Annotated in this window: 15 protein-coding genes; 9 read left to right on the forward strand and 6 right to left on the reverse strand. The window is 44.6% G+C overall.

Annotation, left to right across the window (positions count from 1 at the left end):
- The first annotated feature begins 5 nt into the window (after window positions 1-5).
- Both MSG34_RS15310 and MSG34_RS15315 read left to right on the forward strand, forming a co-directional pair.
- The gene (locus MSG34_RS15310) at window positions 6-1,004 is read left to right on the forward strand and encodes an ester cyclase (protein ID WP_348983365.1); all 999 of its coding nucleotides are present in this window, start codon (window positions 6-8) and stop codon (window positions 1,002-1,004) included.
- Window positions 997-2,730, forward strand: a complete 1,734-nt coding sequence (locus MSG34_RS15315; protein WP_248338311.1) for a sodium/solute symporter — start codon at window positions 997-999, stop codon at window positions 2,728-2,730. The genes MSG34_RS15310 and MSG34_RS15315 overlap by 8 nt, the downstream gene beginning before the upstream one ends.
- Before the next feature lie 156 nt (window positions 2,731-2,886).
- Here the strand turns inward: MSG34_RS15315 and MSG34_RS15320 are convergent, their stop codons facing one another.
- From MSG34_RS15320 to MSG34_RS15340, 5 genes are all read right to left on the reverse strand, one after another.
- A complete protein-coding gene (locus MSG34_RS15320) occupies window positions 2,887-3,423 on the reverse strand; it encodes an RNA-binding S4 domain-containing protein (protein WP_048611027.1) in 537 nt (178 codons plus the stop codon).
- A 263-nt stretch (window positions 3,424-3,686) separates the two neighbouring features.
- Window positions 3,687-4,466 carry a hypothetical protein gene (locus MSG34_RS15325; RefSeq protein ID WP_243584905.1) on the reverse strand — a complete coding sequence of 260 codons (780 nt, stop codon included), beginning with the start codon at window positions 4,464-4,466 and terminating at the stop codon, window positions 3,687-3,689.
- 198 nt (window positions 4,467-4,664) lie between these two features.
- The gene (locus tag MSG34_RS15330; RefSeq protein ID WP_248338313.1) at window positions 4,665-7,784 is read right to left on the reverse strand and encodes an efflux RND transporter permease subunit; all 3,120 of its coding nucleotides are present in this window, start codon (window positions 7,782-7,784) and stop codon (window positions 4,665-4,667) included.
- A gap of 6 nt (window positions 7,785-7,790) precedes the next feature.
- Complete coding sequence (locus tag MSG34_RS15335) at window positions 7,791-8,876, reverse strand: efflux RND transporter periplasmic adaptor subunit (RefSeq protein ID WP_248338315.1); 1,086 nt, start codon at window positions 8,874-8,876, stop codon at window positions 7,791-7,793.
- Window positions 8,877-9,024: 148 nt separating this feature from the next.
- A complete protein-coding gene (locus MSG34_RS15340) occupies window positions 9,025-10,437 on the reverse strand; it encodes a TolC family outer membrane protein (RefSeq protein ID WP_248338317.1) in 1,413 nt (470 codons plus the stop codon).
- Between the two features lie 267 nt (window positions 10,438-10,704).
- Between MSG34_RS15340 and MSG34_RS15345 the strand changes: the two genes are divergently transcribed.
- The 6 genes from MSG34_RS15345 to MSG34_RS15370 all read left to right on the forward strand — a co-directional run bounded on the left by MSG34_RS15345 (window position 10,705) and on the right by MSG34_RS15370 (window position 15,799).
- Window positions 10,705-10,959 (forward strand): cold shock domain-containing protein, encoded by a 255-nt coding sequence (locus MSG34_RS15345; protein WP_048608625.1) that lies wholly within the window; start codon window positions 10,705-10,707, stop codon window positions 10,957-10,959.
- Complete coding sequence (locus MSG34_RS15350) at window positions 10,956-12,344, forward strand: hypothetical protein (protein WP_248338319.1); 1,389 nt, start codon at window positions 10,956-10,958, stop codon at window positions 12,342-12,344. The genes MSG34_RS15345 and MSG34_RS15350 overlap by 4 nt, the downstream gene beginning before the upstream one ends.
- Window positions 12,345-12,366: 22 nt before the next feature.
- Window positions 12,367-13,095: a helix-turn-helix domain-containing protein gene (locus MSG34_RS15355; RefSeq protein WP_248338321.1), complete on the forward strand. Its 729-nt coding sequence runs from the start codon at window positions 12,367-12,369 to the stop codon at window positions 13,093-13,095.
- Window positions 13,071-13,628, forward strand: a complete 558-nt coding sequence (locus MSG34_RS15360) for a hypothetical protein (RefSeq protein ID WP_248338323.1) — start codon at window positions 13,071-13,073, stop codon at window positions 13,626-13,628. Before MSG34_RS15355 ends, MSG34_RS15360 begins: the two co-directional genes overlap by 25 nt.
- Window positions 13,629-13,764: 136 nt before the next feature.
- Window positions 13,765-14,646, forward strand: a complete 882-nt coding sequence (locus MSG34_RS15365) for a LysR family transcriptional regulator (protein ID WP_248338325.1) — start codon at window positions 13,765-13,767, stop codon at window positions 14,644-14,646.
- A 115-nt stretch (window positions 14,647-14,761) separates the two neighbouring features.
- The gene (locus MSG34_RS15370; protein WP_248338327.1) at window positions 14,762-15,799 is read left to right on the forward strand and encodes a linear amide C-N hydrolase; all 1,038 of its coding nucleotides are present in this window, start codon (window positions 14,762-14,764) and stop codon (window positions 15,797-15,799) included.
- Between the two features lie 149 nt (window positions 15,800-15,948).
- Here MSG34_RS15370 and MSG34_RS15375 read toward each other — a convergent pair whose 3' ends face one another.
- Window positions 15,949-16,839 (reverse strand): LysR family transcriptional regulator, encoded by an 891-nt coding sequence (locus MSG34_RS15375; RefSeq protein WP_248338329.1) that lies wholly within the window; start codon window positions 16,837-16,839, stop codon window positions 15,949-15,951.
- Window positions 16,840-17,206: 367 nt separating this feature from the next.
- On the opposite strand from MSG34_RS15375, the gene MSG34_RS15380 reads away from it, so the two are divergent.
- Window positions 17,207-19,114: an amidohydrolase gene (locus tag MSG34_RS15380; RefSeq protein ID WP_048608636.1), complete on the forward strand. Its 1,908-nt coding sequence runs from the start codon at window positions 17,207-17,209 to the stop codon at window positions 19,112-19,114.
- Window positions 19,115-19,540: the final 426 nt, after the last annotated feature.

Here is a 19,540-nt window from a genome sequence, read left to right on the forward strand (position 1 = left end):
GAAGTATTATTTTGAACAGCTTGATTGAGAATTTCTACAAAACCTATTTTAACGCTCACTCATCAGAACGTACTCAAGTAGTCCACGAGATGCTAAATGCTGATGTTAAATGGTGTGTCGCTCATCCGATTAATGACGTCTCTGGTGTCAAGGCGACCGAGCAAGCATTCTTATTGCCGCTAGTAACCTCCCTTCCTGATGTTGAACGACGTCCATCAATCGTTATGCAAGGTGAATACGAAGGCCGCACTTGGGTAAACTCTACGGGTTATTTTGTCGGCACATTTACACAACCGTTATATGGTATTCCAGCAACAGGAAAAACGCTCTACTTGCGCTACACCGAAATGGTTTGCATCCAAGATGGTCAAATTATTGAATCCTATCTAATCCCTGATTTTATTGATGCAATGAAACAAGCTGGCGTTAATCCGTTACGAAAAAGCTTAGGTCATGCTGGATTAGTCCCTGCCCCAGCGACTCAAGACGGTATACATACGGGTAGCATCGCAGCTGAAGAGAGCCAGAAAAGCCAAAAGCTAGTCCTAGACATGTTGGCTTGCTTGGGTCGATTTGACGGAAAGCGCCTTGATTCAATGGATCTAGAAAACTACTGGCATGACGATTTCATGTGGTACGGGCCTGCTGCAATTGGTACGACACGTGGAATTCAAGGTTTCAGAGACCACCATCAAGGACCTTTTGTATTTGCGTTCCCTGATCGAAGTGTCGATATAGAGCTCAACATTTTGTCCAAAAATGACTACGTATCCACAGGTGGTTGGCCACACATGCACGGTACACATACTGGTAGCAGTGGCTGGTTAGGGTTAGCACCTACAGGCAAGCACATCGAACTTCGTGTTATGGATATCTGGCGACGCGAAGGAGAATTACTCAAGGAAAACTGGGTCGCTATCGATATAGCGCACATATTAAAACAGCTTGGTTACGATCTGTTTGAGCAAATGGATGAACAATTAAAAGGACGTGAGCATGTATGAGTTTGGAGCTTTAAACTGGACAATTCTTGGTACTTATATCGTCCTTACTTTAGTTATGGGTGCACTCGTTGGTAGACGTGTGACTTCCGCTAACCAATTTGCATTAGGCGATAAAAATATTCCATGGTGGGCCATCGGTATTTCCGTTGTGTGTACCTATGTCAGTGCTATGTCTTTCTTAGGTGGACCAGCTTGGTCTTACAAAGAAGGCTTATCAGTGATCGCTATCCACCTAAACTACCCGTTAGTGATTTTCTTTATCGTTGCTGTGTTTATGCCGTTTTTCTACAACAACGGTCTAACCTCAATTTATGAGTATCAAGAACGACGCTTTGGTAAAGCCTCACGTATCACTCTGTCTTTGATCTTCTTAATTAAACAAGCAATAAGCTCAGCTGCAGTCTTGTATGCAACCTCACTAATCCTCGAGTTCATTACCGGTATCGACGTTACTTACTGCATCGTCATTGTTACTGTTATCGCACTGATTTATACCGTAATGGGGGGAATTGCCGCCGTTATTTGGACAGATGTAATCCAAGCGGTCATTCTGTTTCTTGGCGCATTTATCATCATTGAAGCCGTCTGGAATGGCATGCCACAACCCATGACCGAAGTGATGCAAGATCTCAAGTCACAAGGCATGACGAATGCGTTACAAACCAATTTAGATTTGAGCCAAGTTACCACCGTATGGGCTGGCGTTATCGCAATGACAATGTTCCACACCACTGTTTATGGCGGTAACCAAATGATGGTTCAACGCTGTATGGCGGCTAAAAACATGGGTGATGCGAAAAAAGCGATGCTAATGATGGGTTACGTTGCTTTCTTCATCTACTTCGTATTTATCCTGTTAGGCGTGTTATTCAACGCTTATTACGATGGCAAAGAGTTCGAAAATGGCAACACCATCATCCTGCACTATGCCAGCGAATATGGTATGCCAGGCCTGATGGGAATCATCGCTGCAGCTATTCTTGCAGCAAGCATGTCTAGTCTAGATTCCGCTTTTAACTCTATGGCTACCGTCTCTGTTTCTGACTTCTACAAACGCTTTTACAAGAAAAACGAGTCAGAGGAACATTACCTCAAAGTATCGCGTTTCTTCACGGTTATGTGGGCGTTATGTATCATCATTCCAGCCTTCATGTTTGCAACCAGCACCGGCTCAGTTTTAGAAATATTAAGTAAAGCAGGTTCCTATTTTGTAGGTGCAAACTTCTGTATGTTCGTGCTTGGTTTTTATTCTAAACATATTACAGAGAAGGGACTATTAATCGGTGTTGCTGCAAGCTTCTTGGCGATTTGGTATGTTGCTGTTGCGACTGATATTGCTTGGCCTTGGTACTGTGTAATCGGTGTGTTAGTCAATGCTACTGTCGCATACGCTGCAAGCTTGTTGCTAACCGGTAAACAGACAGAAATGCACCTCTACACCGTCAAAGGTCAACAAGCAGAATATGCTCGTTTGAACAAACCGATCAAAGAAGATGGTTGGTATGTTGTGCCGGGTAAAGTCGATGCACCTTGTTGGGGGCTACTCATCATGTTTGTATTCTCTCTCGTTTTACTTTGGGGAATTAACGAGTTTATTGAGAACGCACCGATGTTGATTAACTTTGTCCGAATCTGCTCTGTTATTGTTGCTACAAGCGTCATCGGTTATATGATTTACGCGTTCAAGCGCTCTAAGCAATCAAACAAAGTAGAACAAGTCAGTTAGGGTTCTATTTAAATTCAACCTAGCTCATTCAAAAAAGGCTCACTAAATAGTGAGCCTTTTGATATTTGCTTAACGTAAACCTAGGTCTAACCTTGCTTGCGTTTTGAAAGAATAGTTTTAGATCAGCAGTTTAGAGCTGTACTTTAGAACTATAACTTAGAAGAACTCAATCGAATTACGGCCGCTTTTGTCATCACGTGTTGGCTTCGGCGTGTCCGCTTTCTTTTTCGGTTTCTTCTCTTTTTTCTCTTTCTTTGGTTCAGCCTTTGCGCTTAGCATTTCTGCTTTGCTTTTCTTAGATTCTTTCTTCTTAGAATCCTTTTTAGACTGACCTTTCTTCGCCTTGTTCTCTTTTTTAGGCGCTTCTTTCTTTTTCGGCTTTTCTGATTCTTCTTGTACTGGCTGATCACACACCACTACATAGTATTCTTGGTTGAATTCAAAGAAGTCGCCATCGTACATTTTACGACGCTTACGCGTTTCCAGCTCACCATTTACCGCTACGTAGCCTTCAGAGATGATGTGCTTAGCTTCACCGCCACCACTCACTAGGTTAGCAATTTTAAACACTTTGTAGAGCTCGATTGGCTGTGATGAAACATCAATACCAATTGCTTCAATTTCAATCTCTTCGCCTTCTTCGCCCAGCTCTTGACCTTCGTAATCAGCGTCTTCGTAATGTTCTTGGTCCATGGTGACCTCTACCTAAATATGTACTTCTGAAATATTGGGCGCAGTGTAATCTTAAAACAACGAAATGACCATGTTGAATTATGGTTCAAGCATCGAGTTAACTGGATTAAAACTATCTTTAACGCCATAAAACAAAAGAAGAGACCTAACATCATTAGCTCTCTTCTTATTTAAACCATAGCTCAGTTATCGCTTGTTAGGTCGCTAAACCATAGATAGTTAAACCATGGCTAGTTGAACCATAATTAGCTCACTCAGGTGTTTTAAAAGAACCACTTCACGCCGACTTCTGCTTTTAGCTCGTAGTCACCTTCTAGCGTAACGCCTGTTGGTAGAGTGACATCTGCAGATGCATATTGCAGTTTCGTCATTAGCCACTGAGTTCGGTCTTCCTTAATAGGAGCGTTCATCATGATGTTGAAAGACGTCGATTCAAGTTCCACTGTATCGCCAGAAACGTTCATGTACTCAGGCCATGCTTGAACGAACGCGCCAGAATCGCCCATTGGGATAGTAGCAAACAGGTTTAGCATGTAGCCGTCTGCCGTTTCACCAAACACTTCACCGATGGTGTAGTTTACGTTTGGAAACAGCATTGCACCGCCGGTATAAGCAGGGTTAATCAAGCCAATAGCACCGACAGACATCAAGGTATTGTCATCCAAGCCCAATGCCGAGTTCTTAGTGTGGATGAAGTCCGCCATGAAGCCAACACGTGGCATCAATGAGCTATCAATTGCTGATACTTGGAAATATTGAGCTCGGCTACCAAGGTAGTCAACGCCCATTGAATCTTTGCCCGGCTTAGCATCTGAGTCGCCAAAGTTACCTTCGATAAAGCCACCGAACTGAGTCGTTTCAGTCCATGATCCGGTTAGCATTGAAGACAAACGGATATCAGCGTCAGAAGTAACAAAAAAAGCCGCTTGTGTATAAACACGAGTTAGATCTGATGGATCAATCACTTGGCTTTCTTCTTCATTCGCCAAAGCAGTACCAGACATTGCAGCTAACATTGAAGCGGTCAGTAATAGTTTTTTCATGTGTAAACCTTATTCTCATTGGAGCCATAGCCGCTTCCGTACTCACATGGCTCATGTTTAATAACTTGGTCAGAGAAATACTCCCTGCCTCCCTCAATTATCAGACGGTAAAAACAATCTTTAAAATTCATAACGAGGGGTAAAAACCATCAATAAAGCAACAACACACCTTTGCCGTCACTTTATTGAGGCTATGGGTTACTGTTGTTTCGTTTTCAGCTTTTCACGGAGTGTTTGGAAAATGGCATAGAAGCCCGGAGTCATCATCGAACCGACCACCAGCACCATCAACATGCCACCCAGTAGTGCCAATCCAGTGGTGTTCTGAGATATAGCCCCTGCACCATTGGCAAACACCAAAGGCAAGATGCCAAGGATGAATGACCATGACGTCATGTTTACGGCTCTAAAACGCATCTTGCCGCCTTGGATTGCTGCCTCTTCGATGCTTAAACCTTGAGTTTCACGCTTCAGCTTTGAAAACTCGACCATCAGAATCGCGTTCTTAGCTGCAAGGGAAATCAATAGAATCAAGCCAATTTGACCGTAGATAGACAAGGCTTGCCCACCCGCTAATAGCGCCGCGAAGGTGCCCACAGCCGCGGTTGGAGCCACAATGATGATCGCAGCAGGCAGAGCCCACGATTCGTACTGAGCAACAAGGAACAAGTAGATGAATACCAGTGCTAAAACCAGAGCGATTTGAGCCGTGTTCCCCGCCAACTTCTCTTGATAAGCCATGTTGGTCCACTCATAGGTATAACCCTGAGTAAGAACTTCCTCGGCGATACGCTCCATTGCATCAATTGCCTCACCAGATGAGTAACCTGGAGCTGGATTTAGCTGCAAACGTGCCGCAGGTAACATGTTGTAGCTTGTAACTAGGTCAGGTTCTAATGTCGGTTCGATCGTAGCGACAGCAGACAACGGAACTTGCTCGCCAAGCGCCGACGGGACATGTATGCGTAGCACATCAGATAGATCATTTCGTTGTTCCCCTTTAGCTTGAACAAAAACTCGGTAACTTCTTCCGTTTAGTGCAAAGTCATTAACGTATGAAGACGCTAGATGTGTCGCCATCGCATCGTTAATTGCACTGAGTGGTACGCCTAACTGACGCGCTTTCTCGCGATCAATTTCGACGTTGTAATGTGGAACATTTGCACGATAAGTCGTCATCGCATTGGTGATTTCTGGCGCTTGATTGGCCGCTGCCATCATTGCGTAAGTCACTTGCGCGAGTTCTTGAGCAGTGCGTCCAGACGTGTCTTGCACCATGAACTCAAGTGCATCACCGATACCAATACCTGGAATAGGTGGTAGACCCATAGCGATGCTCATCGACTTATCAATGCCATACAATTGCATGTTGATGCGCTGGGCAACCGCAGCTTGTGTATGGTCGCCATCCATTGCAAGACGCTCATCCCAGTCTTTCAAATTGACGAACATGGTCGCTGAGTTAGCGGCAACACCACCGGTCAGAGCATTGAAGCCAATCGCACCTGCGAAGTCTTCAATTGCTGGGTCTTGGTTTAATACCGCTTCAGCTTGACGAATCAAGTCATGAGTACGCTCTTTCGATGCGTTATCAGGCAAGAACATCGCGAGCGCCAACACGCCTTTGTCTTCAGCTGGAACAAATGCCGTCGGTAGCTTGTCATTCATCGCCACCATCGCAGCAATAGCCACTGCGAACGAAACCAGAAGCACAGCTGATTTACGCACCAATAAAGAGACTGCTTTGCCATACGCGTTTGTTACTTTGTCGAACATTGCATTGAATGCCACAAACCACTTAGCAGGCTTAGGGTTACGCTTCATAACCATTGCACATAGTGCAGGTGACAAAGTGAGTGCATTGATAGCGGATAGCACCAAAGCAATACAGATGGTGATAGAGAACTGAGCAAACATCAGCCCCGTGATGCCTGGCAGCAATGCCACAGGGATAAACACCGCAAGCATGACCAATGTTGACGCGACAATCGGGCCAGTGACTTCTTTCATCGCTCGATTGGTGGCTTCTTTGGCATCAATGGTTTGGTTTTCATTGAGAATGCGTTCTACGTTCTCAACCACCAAAATGGCATTGTCCACCACGATACCAATCGCCAGAATCAAGCCAAATAAGGTAACGGTATTGATACTAAAGCCACCCAATTGCATGAAAGCAAAAGTACCAATCAAAGACACAGGAATCGCGATCACAGGTGCAAGTGTTGTTCTGACATTACCTAAGAACAGGTAAGTCACCGCAATCACAAGCCCGACAGCAACAATTAAGGTTTCGACGATACTGCGAATAGACGCTTCAACCGATAAAGTGGTGTCGTATGGGATCGCGTAAGTCATACCGGCAGGCATGATGCTTTCGATGTCTTCCAATACCGATTTAACCGCAGCGCCTGTTTCCAAAGCGTTGGCATCTGGGTTAGCCTGCATTGCGACTAGAGCAGCATCTCCGCCATTGTAGGTTGCGTAGGCATCATAGAATTGGCTGCCAATCTCTACGTTAGATACATCTTTCAGATAGATTTGATTGCCGTCTGCTAAGGTTTTTACAATAATTTGTTCAAACTCTTCTGCACTCGACAGTCGACCTTGTGTGATCAAGTTAAACTGCAATGCGGCATTTTCACGACTTGGACCTTGGCCAATTCGCCCTGCAGGCACTACTGCATTTTGTTCACGAATCGCGTTCTTCACATCAAACGTTGTCACACCTAATGACGCCATGCGGTCCATATCAAGCCACACTCGCATGCCATAGGTCGCACCAATCAAATCACTGCTCGCCAAGCCAGAGATACGAGCGATACGCTCCATGAAGTTTGCTTCAACCCAGCTATTAAGCTCTAGCTCTGACATGGATTGATCTTCAGAGTAGAAAGCAATCGCGAGCAAGTCATCCGGCGCGGCTTTACGAATTCGCACACCACGAGCACGAACTTCAAACGGCAGCATGTTTTCAGCAACAGCAACGCGGTTAGATACGTTAACCATCGCCATATCGGCATCAACACTGTTATCAAAGGTAATGTTTAAGAAGTAACGACCATCGTTGGTTGAACGCGACTGCATGTAAACCATGCCATCAACACCGTTCACTTCCTCTTCAATTGGATTACCAATCACCTCTTTTACAGTTTCAGCACTGGCACCCGGCATGAACGCGACGACACGAACTTGCGGAGGCGTCACGCTTGGGTACTCTGAAATCGGCATGGTTTTAATCGCAATCAAACCAATCAAGGTCAGGAAGATCGAGATAACAAACGCAAATTTCGGTCGGTCGATAAAAAATTTACTGATCATAATCTATTACTCCGCAACTGAAACAGGAGCACCAGGACGAATACGTTGCAGTCCGCCAACAATCACTGGTTCACCGGCGTCCAAGCCATTTGCGACGAAAACATCTTGTCCAATTCGATCACCTACAACGACATCACGACGTACCGCGTTGCCTTCTTCGATGGTAAGTACATATTGAGCGAGCTGATCTTGATGGATCGCTTTATGAGGAATTTGCACGCCGCTTAACGGCTCTGCACTGGTTAGCCCAACACGAACAAATTGATTTGGCAGCAGACCCGCTTCGCTATTATCAAAAGAGGCAGAAATCGTCACCGTACCGCTGGCTGCATTCACTTTGTTATCAACAAAAGCGATGTTGCCTTGGTAATCCGTCAATTGGCCATCACGCTCAAGCAATACTGATGTCGCTTGCTTACCTTGAAGCTGATATTGACTCAGTTCGCTTTCTTTAATCGAGAAAGTGGCATCGATCGGATCCATCTTGATCAGGTCAATCAATGGACCAAAGTTAGGTCCTACCATGTCACCGATAGAGAAGTTACTTTTCCCTAACTGACCTGAATACGGTGCTTTAACTTGGGTTTGGTCTAAGTTATCTTGCTGAACTCTTACGTTTGCTCGCGCAGACACCACTCGAGATCTCGCCATCTCTAGCTCCGCAATACTCAAATCGAGCTGCGACTGTGAAATACCGCCCGACTTCAACATCTGAGTGGTTCTTTCATGGTTTAGCTGAGTCAAGCTCAGTGCCGATTGCGCTTCAGATAAGGTTGCTTTTGCTGCATCAAATGCCGCTTGGTATGACGTTGGGTCAATTTCAAAAAGCACAGCGCCCGCTTCGACAAAGGCACCGTCATCAAAGAGTTTACTTAACAAGAAACCACTGGTTCTTGGTGTCAGTTGAGCAGATTCAACCGCCTCCATTCTTCCGACGTGGTATTGGATTGGCGAATGTGCCATTTCCTCGGCAAGCACCACAGTCACAGGTGTACTAGGTACTGGAGCAGCAGTTTGCTCCGTAGGTTGTGAATTACCACCACAGCCTGCAAGTAAGATACTTGCGGTTAATAACGTTATTGTTTTTTTCATCGTGTGTTCTCTACAAATACGTCGATACATTGAGTGACCGCTTCCTGTTTAAACTGAGGTTTAATCTCAGGTGCCATCACATTTGATCTATTTTCTATTCGGCGCTTGCGCCATGATTTCGAGCGAGCGCTTTAACCCGCTTTTTCGACTAGCGTTTCAACCCAGCGTTAATTGCACTGATGTCTTCAGGTAGAAGCTCGCCACCCAAGAACTTGAGCTGCAGTGACACCAAAATGAAATCAATTTGCGCTTCAGTCAGATCTTGCTTCGCCGCATAAAGCTGACGAGTTCCGTTCAGCACATCGACAATCGTTCTGCTGCCAATTTCAAAACCTTGTTGAGTCGCAACAAGTGAGCGTTCAGCAGAATGAACAGAGTTGGCATAGGCTTGCTGAGCACTAATAAGGGCATTGAGGTCTTTTTCTGCACCGCGGATTTGTCGCGTCACGCTTCTCCAAGATTGCTCTTGAAGCTGAAGGGCTTGTTGGTATTGAACTTTGGCTTGTTGTACTTCGTTGCTGGTTGCCCCGCCTCGGTAAACAGGCAAAGTCATTGCTACACCTGCAAACACAGTTGAGTTGTCATCAATGCTATTAAACTGCTGCTTTGACTGACCCATCTCGGTTCTACGAATCTCGCTCGCAAACGTATAACGGTACTCAGCAACCAAGCCTAACGACGGTTGATGCCCAGCTTGCGCAAGTTCAATCTGCTGCTTGCTTAGCTCAACCAATTGTTTCTGAATTTGCATCTCAGGGTTGAATTGCTGCGCTTTTTCCTGCCATGTCAGCGCATTTTCTGGCGTTGGGATATTGGCGTCGTAACGGTCAGTATTCAGTGGATAAACCGACGTAAACTCATTGCCAGACAGCTCGTAAAGCGCGTCCAATGATTTCTCAACTTCGTTTTCAGCCACAATCACCGATGCAGAAACCAAATCGAACTGAGCGCGCGCATCAATCACGTCATTTTCCGGAATCATCCCCAATGAAAATTGACGTTCGGTTTGCTTAAGCTGCTCTTCGATCGCTTCTTGTGTCGCTTTGGTTTGCTTTAACGACTCTTGCGCTTTAAGGGCATTGAAATAACCCACCACGACTTGCAAAGCGAGGCTCTCTAACGCAACTTGGTGTGAGACTTGGCTGAGTTCAACCTGTTGATTACTTAGCTCATTTGCCGCGTTCAGTTTCGCGTTATAAAGATTTTGCCCAACAGAAATAGACGCCTGTGCCGCGTTGGTGTCTATCTCGTTGAGTGTGGTGTAGCTGTTACGAAGCACACCATACGCAAGGTTTGCATCAACCTGAGGTAAATACGCGGCACCTACTTTGTCTGCACCATAAGTCGCACTATCAATGGCTAGTGCTGCACTTTTTAACGCAGGGTTATTGTCGAGAGATTGCTGATACAGCTCACTTAAGCTGACACTTTCAGCCAAGGCTCCGTAGCTCGTTAATGCTCCGGCCACCAGCACAGCTAACGCCGAAATCTTCATAGAAGATCTCGGCGTTCTGCGATTAACGGCAACCGTACTTGGAAGCATTGAAGTTTGTTTTTTCATGGAATGACCCACCAACACATCAAATGGATGAACGGACTTGCGCCCTTTTGAGTCAAGTTTTGCGATTTAAGGAGTCGAGCTGTAGCGCCGTCGGAATCAAACTTGTTCTAAGTCATGATTTGCTGGCAAATACCGAGGGTTTTGTGTCGGGTTCCACATAGAATTTGGATTTAATTAATTACTTATTAAATAGATTTGAATCAAAATTAGTCATAGCGCCCACTGATAGAATCACCTCATTATCTATTCACTGAGTTAATCTCGTAAATGTCCGATTTGATTTGTACTCGTGGCTACATCACCTGGTTTCACCTAGAAAACGGGTTTGGTTTTGCTAAACCTGATCACGGTGATATTGATGTACTCATTCACATCAGTGTCATTGAATTTGATGGTGAAATTAACTTAGAGGAAGGTCAGAGAGTTTATATGGAGCTTGAGGAAGTAAAAGGTAAGCCTCACTGGAATGCCGTCAAAGTGCTACCTCTGGCAAAACCATTCTCTGCATTAGAGTCAGTATGATGAATACTAATCAACGAGGACGCCCGACGCTGTCGCCTGTTGTGAAGCTCGCTAAACACGTCGTAAAAGACTATCAAGATTACGTGAGCCTTAACCTTCGTTACCAAGCTCAACTTCGTCAACTGTACCCAGAACACAATGCAGAGAAGTTGGCTCTCATTAACGCCGACATCATCAGCGCCTCCGAGGAATATAAGATTTGGAGCAGCATTGATAACCTAATGCTATCTGCGCAACGTCATTCTGTTCCGACCCAGCAATGGCAAAGCATTCAAGAGAAAGTATTAGACAATGTGCAGCAACTTATTAGCCTGTACCAGCTTCGGATTAGATCGTTTCCGGCGCAGCCAAGGTCAATACTTGTGTGTGATTTCGCGGATCAGCTTTGGGTCCATGAGCAAGCTGTCACGCAAAAAGGAATCTCACAAAAGCGAATCTCTCAAACAGTAATCTCGCAAACGTTAGTTTCGCAAACAGTGACCTCTTGGCTCGAAAGTACATTAGTTAAGGCGACTGGCTTTCAACAAGATGATTGGTTCTATACCGTCACTGAAAACTTCAAATCAAGCATCAGAGAGCTCAACGGAGCTTTATTGAATGGTTCAGAGAGTCTCAGTCATTTCTGGAGTGACGACACTTCGTTTGTGCTTGAGCGCATCAAGCATCATAGAAAGGTCATTCGCTTACTGATGCTGCATATTATTGACAACAAAATTGATTCACTGCTACCAAGGCAAGCACAAAGCAGCGCGGGCAGGCCTGCACTCCCCTTGCCTGTACAATTAATGCGACAAGAGCAAGCGCTCCAAGATACGTACCTCGAATACAGACACGCGTGTCATGCACACAATCAACCAGCATTAAGTATCGAAACACTGGCCGCCAAGGCGCTCGAAAAAAACAGCAAAGCAACAACCCAAACAAAAGCCGGTAGAAAACCGATGAGCGAACTGCAAAAACTCGTCAATCAGAGCCTAGTATTAGAAGACCAGATACTGTGCCAAGAGCACCAACTTAAAGAGCGCACCATTGATTATTCAAAATTGAAGCCTAACCAAAGTAGCGTTATTGAAAGTGGCTCGGCAATAGGAAACCCCGTTAAGAGAGGACGCCCAACACTCTCGCCTCAAGACCAAATAGCTCGATTGAAAGTCAAACTCGACAACATAAATCAAGCCATTGAACAGTTGAAATCAAAAACTAAGTCAGCAACCGCTGATACGATAGTGAGAAATATTTTGCAGTATCAAAGCCTTTGGCTGGCCAATAAAATAGCGCACGCTGACCGCATATTGGCGAAACAAGAGAGTCCACTTGAGCTTGCTCGGCGTCGCAAGTGGGATCAAAAGTTACTGACGATACGATCCACCTTAAGTAAGATTTAGACTTAACCTTGAGTGAGCTACGATGAGTTTCTACCTATTAAATCAAAATCTGCTTTTTAACAGTCAAAGTGGAAAGCTGTTAAACCTGACGTCTTTGCAAGAGACGCAACTGCGTTCCAATGAGTGGAAATTGCTATCACTTTTCATTGAACATTCGGGTTCTGACCTCACATCAGCGTTTATTCTTGAGGCCATTTGGGAAAGTACGCGTGCAAAATCGAGTGTCGCCACCGCAGTAAAAAACTTGCGTGCACAGCTGGGAGATTCGAGCGAACAACCAAAGTACATCCAAACTCAAGTGATGAAGGGCTACGCCTATATCGGAGAAACTCAAGCGCTCACTCAAGCAGAATATCAATCATTGATTACTCGCCACGCTTCGTTATGGTCAAAAACAGCAAGCTGGGTTCAGCATAACAAAACCTTTTTCATTCATAACCTTATCAGGTTCGCATGTGTTCTTTTTATCGGCTGGAACTTAGTCGGCTTATACCACAATGGCGCATTCAGTCGTCTAGTCACCGAGCCCACCATCGCGCCACCTGTCCCGATGTTAATCCATCAAAACGCTGAGACGCCAAGTGATCATGACATTCAAATCTGCCAATCACTACTGATTGAAGCGCAGCAGAGCGCACTCTTCGATACTTTACCGTTACATCGTGAAAGCTCTGCACCAACACTGCCGAGATTGTTCTGGCGCGATCACAATAAGGAGGTGCTTGTATGTCATCTTTCACCACTAAAGTAATCACAAGCAGTTTCATTATTGTGGCGCTGATGTCTTACGTCATCAAAGACCTCTACGTTACTCATTACAGTCCAGAATCGGTGTTTTTGAATCAATATTGGTCTTATAAACACAGAGGATACCCAAGTCGATTTGGCTACTTGGCTCAGTTATGGGACATACGTGTCGTCGAGACGGAATCTGAAGTTCTTATGACCAAAGACAAGTCTTATCACGCCATGCACTTCAATTTTTTCGACCCGTCAGGTTCCGTTGCTCAGGTGATGGTGAAGTTCGACACTGAGTGGCAACGCTTTGAAAACAATCACATACAGTTTGATGTCATTGCCGATTCAATTCGTTTGGAAGAAGTCTCAGAGAAAATTGACGAGGTTAAATTCAAGTCGTTCTCGAGAGATATGATCCTTCGTATGTTTTCAACTCCGAGAAAAATCATCTCTGTATCGTCACACGAGATCATCACTGAATTGCCGTATATAGGATTGGTGAGACAGCTTAAAATCGAAACGCCGCATTTACTTGAAGCGCGTTAATCGAGCTCGAAAAATAAACACCTAGTATTGATCACACTTTCATCTTATTACCGAAGATAAAATTTAGCGAATTCAGCATTAATGCAGGATAATTTCCATCATAAAGTCTGAGTTCACTTTCTATTGAGGTTTGAGCATGTTTTCCTATGAGCATCTATTGGCATTTTGCACCACGTACGAAGCATCCTCATATAGCGCAGCTGCCAAAAAGTTAGGCAAAGACCGAACCACAATACGAGACCAAGTAAAGGCCGTCGAAGACTTATATGGCGTTACGCTATTTGAAATCATCGGAAAGAAGGCAACACCGACTCAAGCGGCCGATCATATTTATCAACGCTCCAAGGTTGTGTTGAATAACACTGAGAAGCTCAGTACCTCATTAGAAAACATCTATATGGATGAGATGCTGACGCTCAATATCTATCACGACATCTCCCTGCCACTCAATTTGGCCGTCAAAATCGAGCACGCTTTACAACAAAAATGCCCAGAACTTTGTGTGCATTGGCTGCATCGTAATCGAGAGGAAGCCTTTGATAGCATTGAATCTGAACCAAACAGCATCGCACTGATGCAGCATAAAAACATCCAGCGCTTTAGTAAAAATATCGAGTTCTTCTCTTTGGGTTATGGCGAGTTAGGTATGTATGCAGGAAGAAGAAGTAAACTCCCTCACCTTAATGCACTGTCCATTGAAGACTTAAAGTTAGACAAGCAATATGTGAGCGAAAACCATTTCAACACGCTACCTGAGCTCTATCTCATTTCCCCTCAATACCACCTAGTCAGCAACAACGACCTGTTATTAGAGTTAGTAAAACATGATGGTTGGGCGATCATGAGTACCGACCTAGCGGAGCCCTTAGTACAGCGCGGCGAATTAGAGACGCTCCATATACAGCAGATCGCAAACCAATTTCACTTTGGATTAACCTTATATTACCCAGTATCAATGGGTAACAAAGAACCACTACCGACCATCAAAGCGATCACTCAAGCACACTTCGCCCCATAGCTACATTAGTGTATTACCTAGTAACATTGATGGATTTTAACCCGCATACTTGAGTTTTTCGTTTCTAAATTCAATGCCATGATGATTGTGTCCCCAAATTACAAAGGTATTCATCATGAATAAGAAGATTCTATCTACCGCTATTATTGCTACCTTCTCTATGGGCGTTGTTACTGCCGCCGAAGCTTGCACCCGCTTACTTTGGGATACACAAGATCAAGGCACATTCGTTTCGCGTACTCTGGATTGGTCAGAACAAACGGATGTGCACCTCGTTAACATTCCAAAAGACAGCACTTACGTTACCCACTTAGATAACACTAACCAAGTGACCTCTAAATACGATGTCACTGGATTAACGACCTATGGCCAAATCACTGATGGTATGAACAACGCAGGGCTTAGTGGCAATGTTTTGTACGACCGAGGTATGAATACAGAAGAGTCAACTCAAGCTGACGATTTAGGCACGCTGACCTATCTAAAGCATGTTTTATCGCAGTTCAGTACCGTTGAAGAAGCCGTTCAATTCGTTGAAAAAACGCAGCCTGCTACTGAATTTGTACCTGGTGTTCCCGTTAGAATCGCACTGCACATTAGTCTTCAAGACACATCGGGTGATTCAGCAATTATAGAATTTAGAGCGGAAGGACCGCGAATCTGGCATGGCGCTGAATACACAGTGATGACCAACCAACCGGACTACGACCAGCACTTGGCAAACGTAGAGCGCTCTAAACGCGGTTGGGGCGCACAAGAAGCCCAATACTCACAAACCAACTTAGGCACAGGTGGTAACGCCAATCCAGAAGACAGGTTTGTACACTCAAGCTACTACATGGGACACCTTACCGAGCCGAGCAGCGTGATCAATGGCATGGTCAAACTAGACTCGATTACTTACAAGATCCCACATGATGCGCCAAACGCGCCCATTGATGGTGTGATGGCTGGTTATGCGACAGAATACGCGGTTAACTATCACCTACAATCAGGTGAAACATTACTTCGCTACCAGTGGGGAGATGACTTCACTCAACTTCAATACAACATGCGAGATATCCAAAAATCTGGAAAAGCGATCAACTTCCAGTTAATCCAGCCAGGTTTGATTGGAGATGTGACTGAGACGATCATTAAATCTGCAAGCTAATCAAACTAAGCAAGCGTAAACCTGGGACAAAGGCCACTTGGCCTTTGTCCTATTCATAGTCAACACTCCGCTTCAACCAGAGTGCATCTACTGCATTCTCACTCTCTACTTATATTAAGTACCTTTCAAAGCGACATTAAAGGATGATTCTATAGATTCTTAGTTGCGTAACCTTTCAGTACTTCAACCAAACCTTTATACACATTGGTATTTTCAAAACTCGTTGGATAGAAGAATGAGAGCCCGAACTTCGCGCTGTGTGAAAGCAACTCATTGAACTCTATTCGGCGTAGCTGCTTCGTGTTCACCGCTTCGGTCGCTAAGCTTTTTGGAAGTAACGCCCAGCCATTCACTTTCACTAACTCCAATAACATATCGTTATTACTAACTGTGCGAAAATACGGTGATATGCCCAACCACTCTGGCATGGTTTTGCTTTGGTTTTCACTGATGTATTGCGTTTCTAATTGAAGATCTTCAAGTCGAATCTCACCGATTTTGAACAAAGGACTATCAACCCGTGCGTAGGCAGCAATATCACCGTCACCAAGTTTGATGGCGCTGATTGGGTATTCCGACATGTTTTCCATTCGGTGCTGCATGATCGCAACTTTGTTGTGCGCTTGTGTCACATCAACCAAGATCTCATCTCGATTTCGATGCAGCCAATTGAGCACCATGTCCGGGTGAGCCTTCAAAACATGCTGCTCTATTTCCACCACTAAATCGTTGGGCATCAGAGTATCGTGATAGAAATCTAAACGGGTCAGCTCTTGTTGATAAGCATTCATCATTCTTAGATGCAATCGCTCACTGTTTTGCACCAGTAATTTTGATTGCTTATAAATAGAACGTGCAAAGCTGGTAGGTACCGCCTTTTTTCCTTCAATAGTAAATAAAATGGTTCGATAGCTGTCTTCTAGCGCTTTCACTTGTTCTCGAATGGTCGTTCTATCTTTACCAATAGCTCTCGCAGCCTTGCTATAGCTCTGTTCCTCATACGTCGCACAGAATGAGTTTAAGTGTTCATAAGAAAACATCCCCACCACCTTAGATTATTAATGTTTGGTTTTGCCCATCATTATGCGTTATTAGAAACGTAATAACACTGCTAAATTAGCCACAAATGTGAGGCGAAGAGAGTTTTCACTCTGTATTTGAACGATAAAATTCGCTTCTCTATGTATTGGCAGTAAGCCCAGAAGTTAGCTATACACACTTATTTGAACAGAGTTACGCATTGCTAATTATGGGTTTACCGCCTCTCTTTTCTTATCACTTATCCGTGAATACAAAGAAAGAACTGACTTTCTAAGCGCTCACAGGAAGATTGATTTTCCAAAGCGCGATGGTCGACTTAATCCTCTCATAGAACAAGGCCGTTAGTTGAGAGCAATAGGATCCATTATGAAAAAGCTACTTCTCTCAACGGTTATTGCTGGCCTAGTCGCCACACCTGCTTTCGCCGAAACCTCTACTAGCCCTATCACGCTCTATGTATCGAACGACATCATTACTCTTTCAGATCACGATCATAGCAACGTAGACGCTATCGCAGTCCAAGACGGTAAAATACTCGACCTTGGCGATCAAAAAACGCTCACCACTAAGTACCAATCTAAAGATGGTTTTACGATTGATAAATCATTTGAAGATCGCGTTCTTACACCGGGCTTTGTTGAACCTCACGTTCACCTTTGGCTGATGGCGTTATTGATCGGCACAGACTTTATTACTCCTGCTGATTGGGATTTACCGTGGGGTAACGTTGAAGGCGTAATAGGTCATGATAACTACTTAGCCCGTTTAACAGAGTTAGAAAGTGGACTGGCTGAAGGCGAACCATTGGTAAGCTGGGGCTACCATCACTACTTCCACGGCAATGAAATGAGCCGCGAGTTGTTGAATAACATTTCTGAAGATCGACCAATTATCATTTGGCATCGCAGCTTCCACGAATTGTTCTTCAACGATGCAGCGATGGAGATGCTAGGTTGGTCTGAAGAAGACTGGACTGGTGAAGGCCATGCGTATACTCAGTTGGACTGGGAACGAGGCCATGCTTATGAAGCTGGCGGCAAACTCATTCTCAATGATGTAATGAGCTTCTGGGTAAATAGCGGCATTTTTGCAACGGGGATGGAGCGAACCAAAGATTACATCCACTCTGGTGGTATCACTACCGCCATTGATCCAGGTGTTGTTGCAACACCAGAGATGTTCGAACAAGTAGTCGACATTCTTGAAGACGGTAACTTCCCAATGGATTACTGGTTAATGCCAGCCGGTAACTTTACCTACATGATGGCAGAAAACGACCCTGCCAAAGGTAAAGCGATTGCCGAAGGTTTGACTCAACACCCGTCTTATCAAGGTGAACAGATCAAATGGCTACCTAAATTCGTTAAGTTGTTCTCAGACGGCGCAATGTACAGCCAGTTAATGCAGCTTAAAGATGGTTACACCGATGGTCACTCAGGTGAATGGTTGCAACAACCTGAAGACCTTGAAGCAAGTATGCGTCCTTACTGGGAAGACGACTACACGATTGTTATCCATGCCAATGGTGATCTAGGCTTTGAGACTGCACTGAACATTGTCGACAAGCTCAACAAAGAAAAAGGCAGAGACGATCACAGAACCAGCTTCCACCATTTAGGTATTACCGATAAAGACGACATCCCTAAAGCCGTTGAACTTGGCGCAAACTTTAGTGTAAACCCTTACTACACACATATTCTGGCTGAGCTTTACTCTGAACAAGGTATCGGTCAAGAACGTGCAGAAGTGATGGCACGTGGACGTTCATTCATCGATGCGGGTGGTATCTTATCATTGCACTCAGATTCACCAATGGCACCAGCGCAACCACTAGGGTTGGTTTGGGCTGCTGTAAACAGAATCGGTCTGTCTGGCAAAACGGTAATGGGACCTCAAGAGCGCATTACGGTTGATGAAGCAATGCGCGCAATCACGATTGATGCAGCATACACAGCACGTCTAGAAAATGAAGTGGGTACCATTGATATCGGTAAAACGGCCAACTTTACGGTACTCGACGACAACCCATACACGGTAAAACCTGAAGACATCAACAAGATAAAAGTTGAAGCAACGATTTACCAAGGTATCCCTGCTCCGGTAAAAAACAGTAACTCTGGTTTAGCCATGACTGAGCAAAATATGAAAGTTGTGAATGTAATCAACAGATACCACAACGCTCACGGTCATCACCACCACCATGATCATGACCACGATGTGTGTGCGACAAGCTTGTACTTCCAACATGCTCTTACGGCGATTCAACAGCAATAACGTAAGCGCAATAACGATGAACATCGCTCTAAGCTAAGCGAAAGCATCTCAATAGCTTAAGCTTCATTGTTATCAAAAAGTGATAGTGTGACCTCAGCGTCCGCTATCACTTTTTCTTTTTATGGTACATGTTTATCGATTCCGCAATACAGAAAGCCCTTATTCAAATGGCGTTATACAAAACTCTCTAAACCAATCCGACACACTCTCACACCTTCAATTCCCTATCTCACTGATTTCCACATCCCAAACAAATATCCCGACACTTAGCAGATCATCGAGAACGTTTGCCGTTTGGTGGCGCAACCTATTAGCTAAAACATAGCTCAACAGGTGCGGCTTCCTAAATACGGCTCTAGCGAATTGAACTCATGACATGAACAAGTGTGTTCGTCATGCTTGGCACTTAGCACTTAGCACTTAGCA

It is taken from the genome of Vibrio sp. 1CM2L, from assembly GCF_023161695.1.
GTDB lineage: Bacteria > Pseudomonadota > Gammaproteobacteria > Enterobacterales > Vibrionaceae > Vibrio > Vibrio coralliirubri.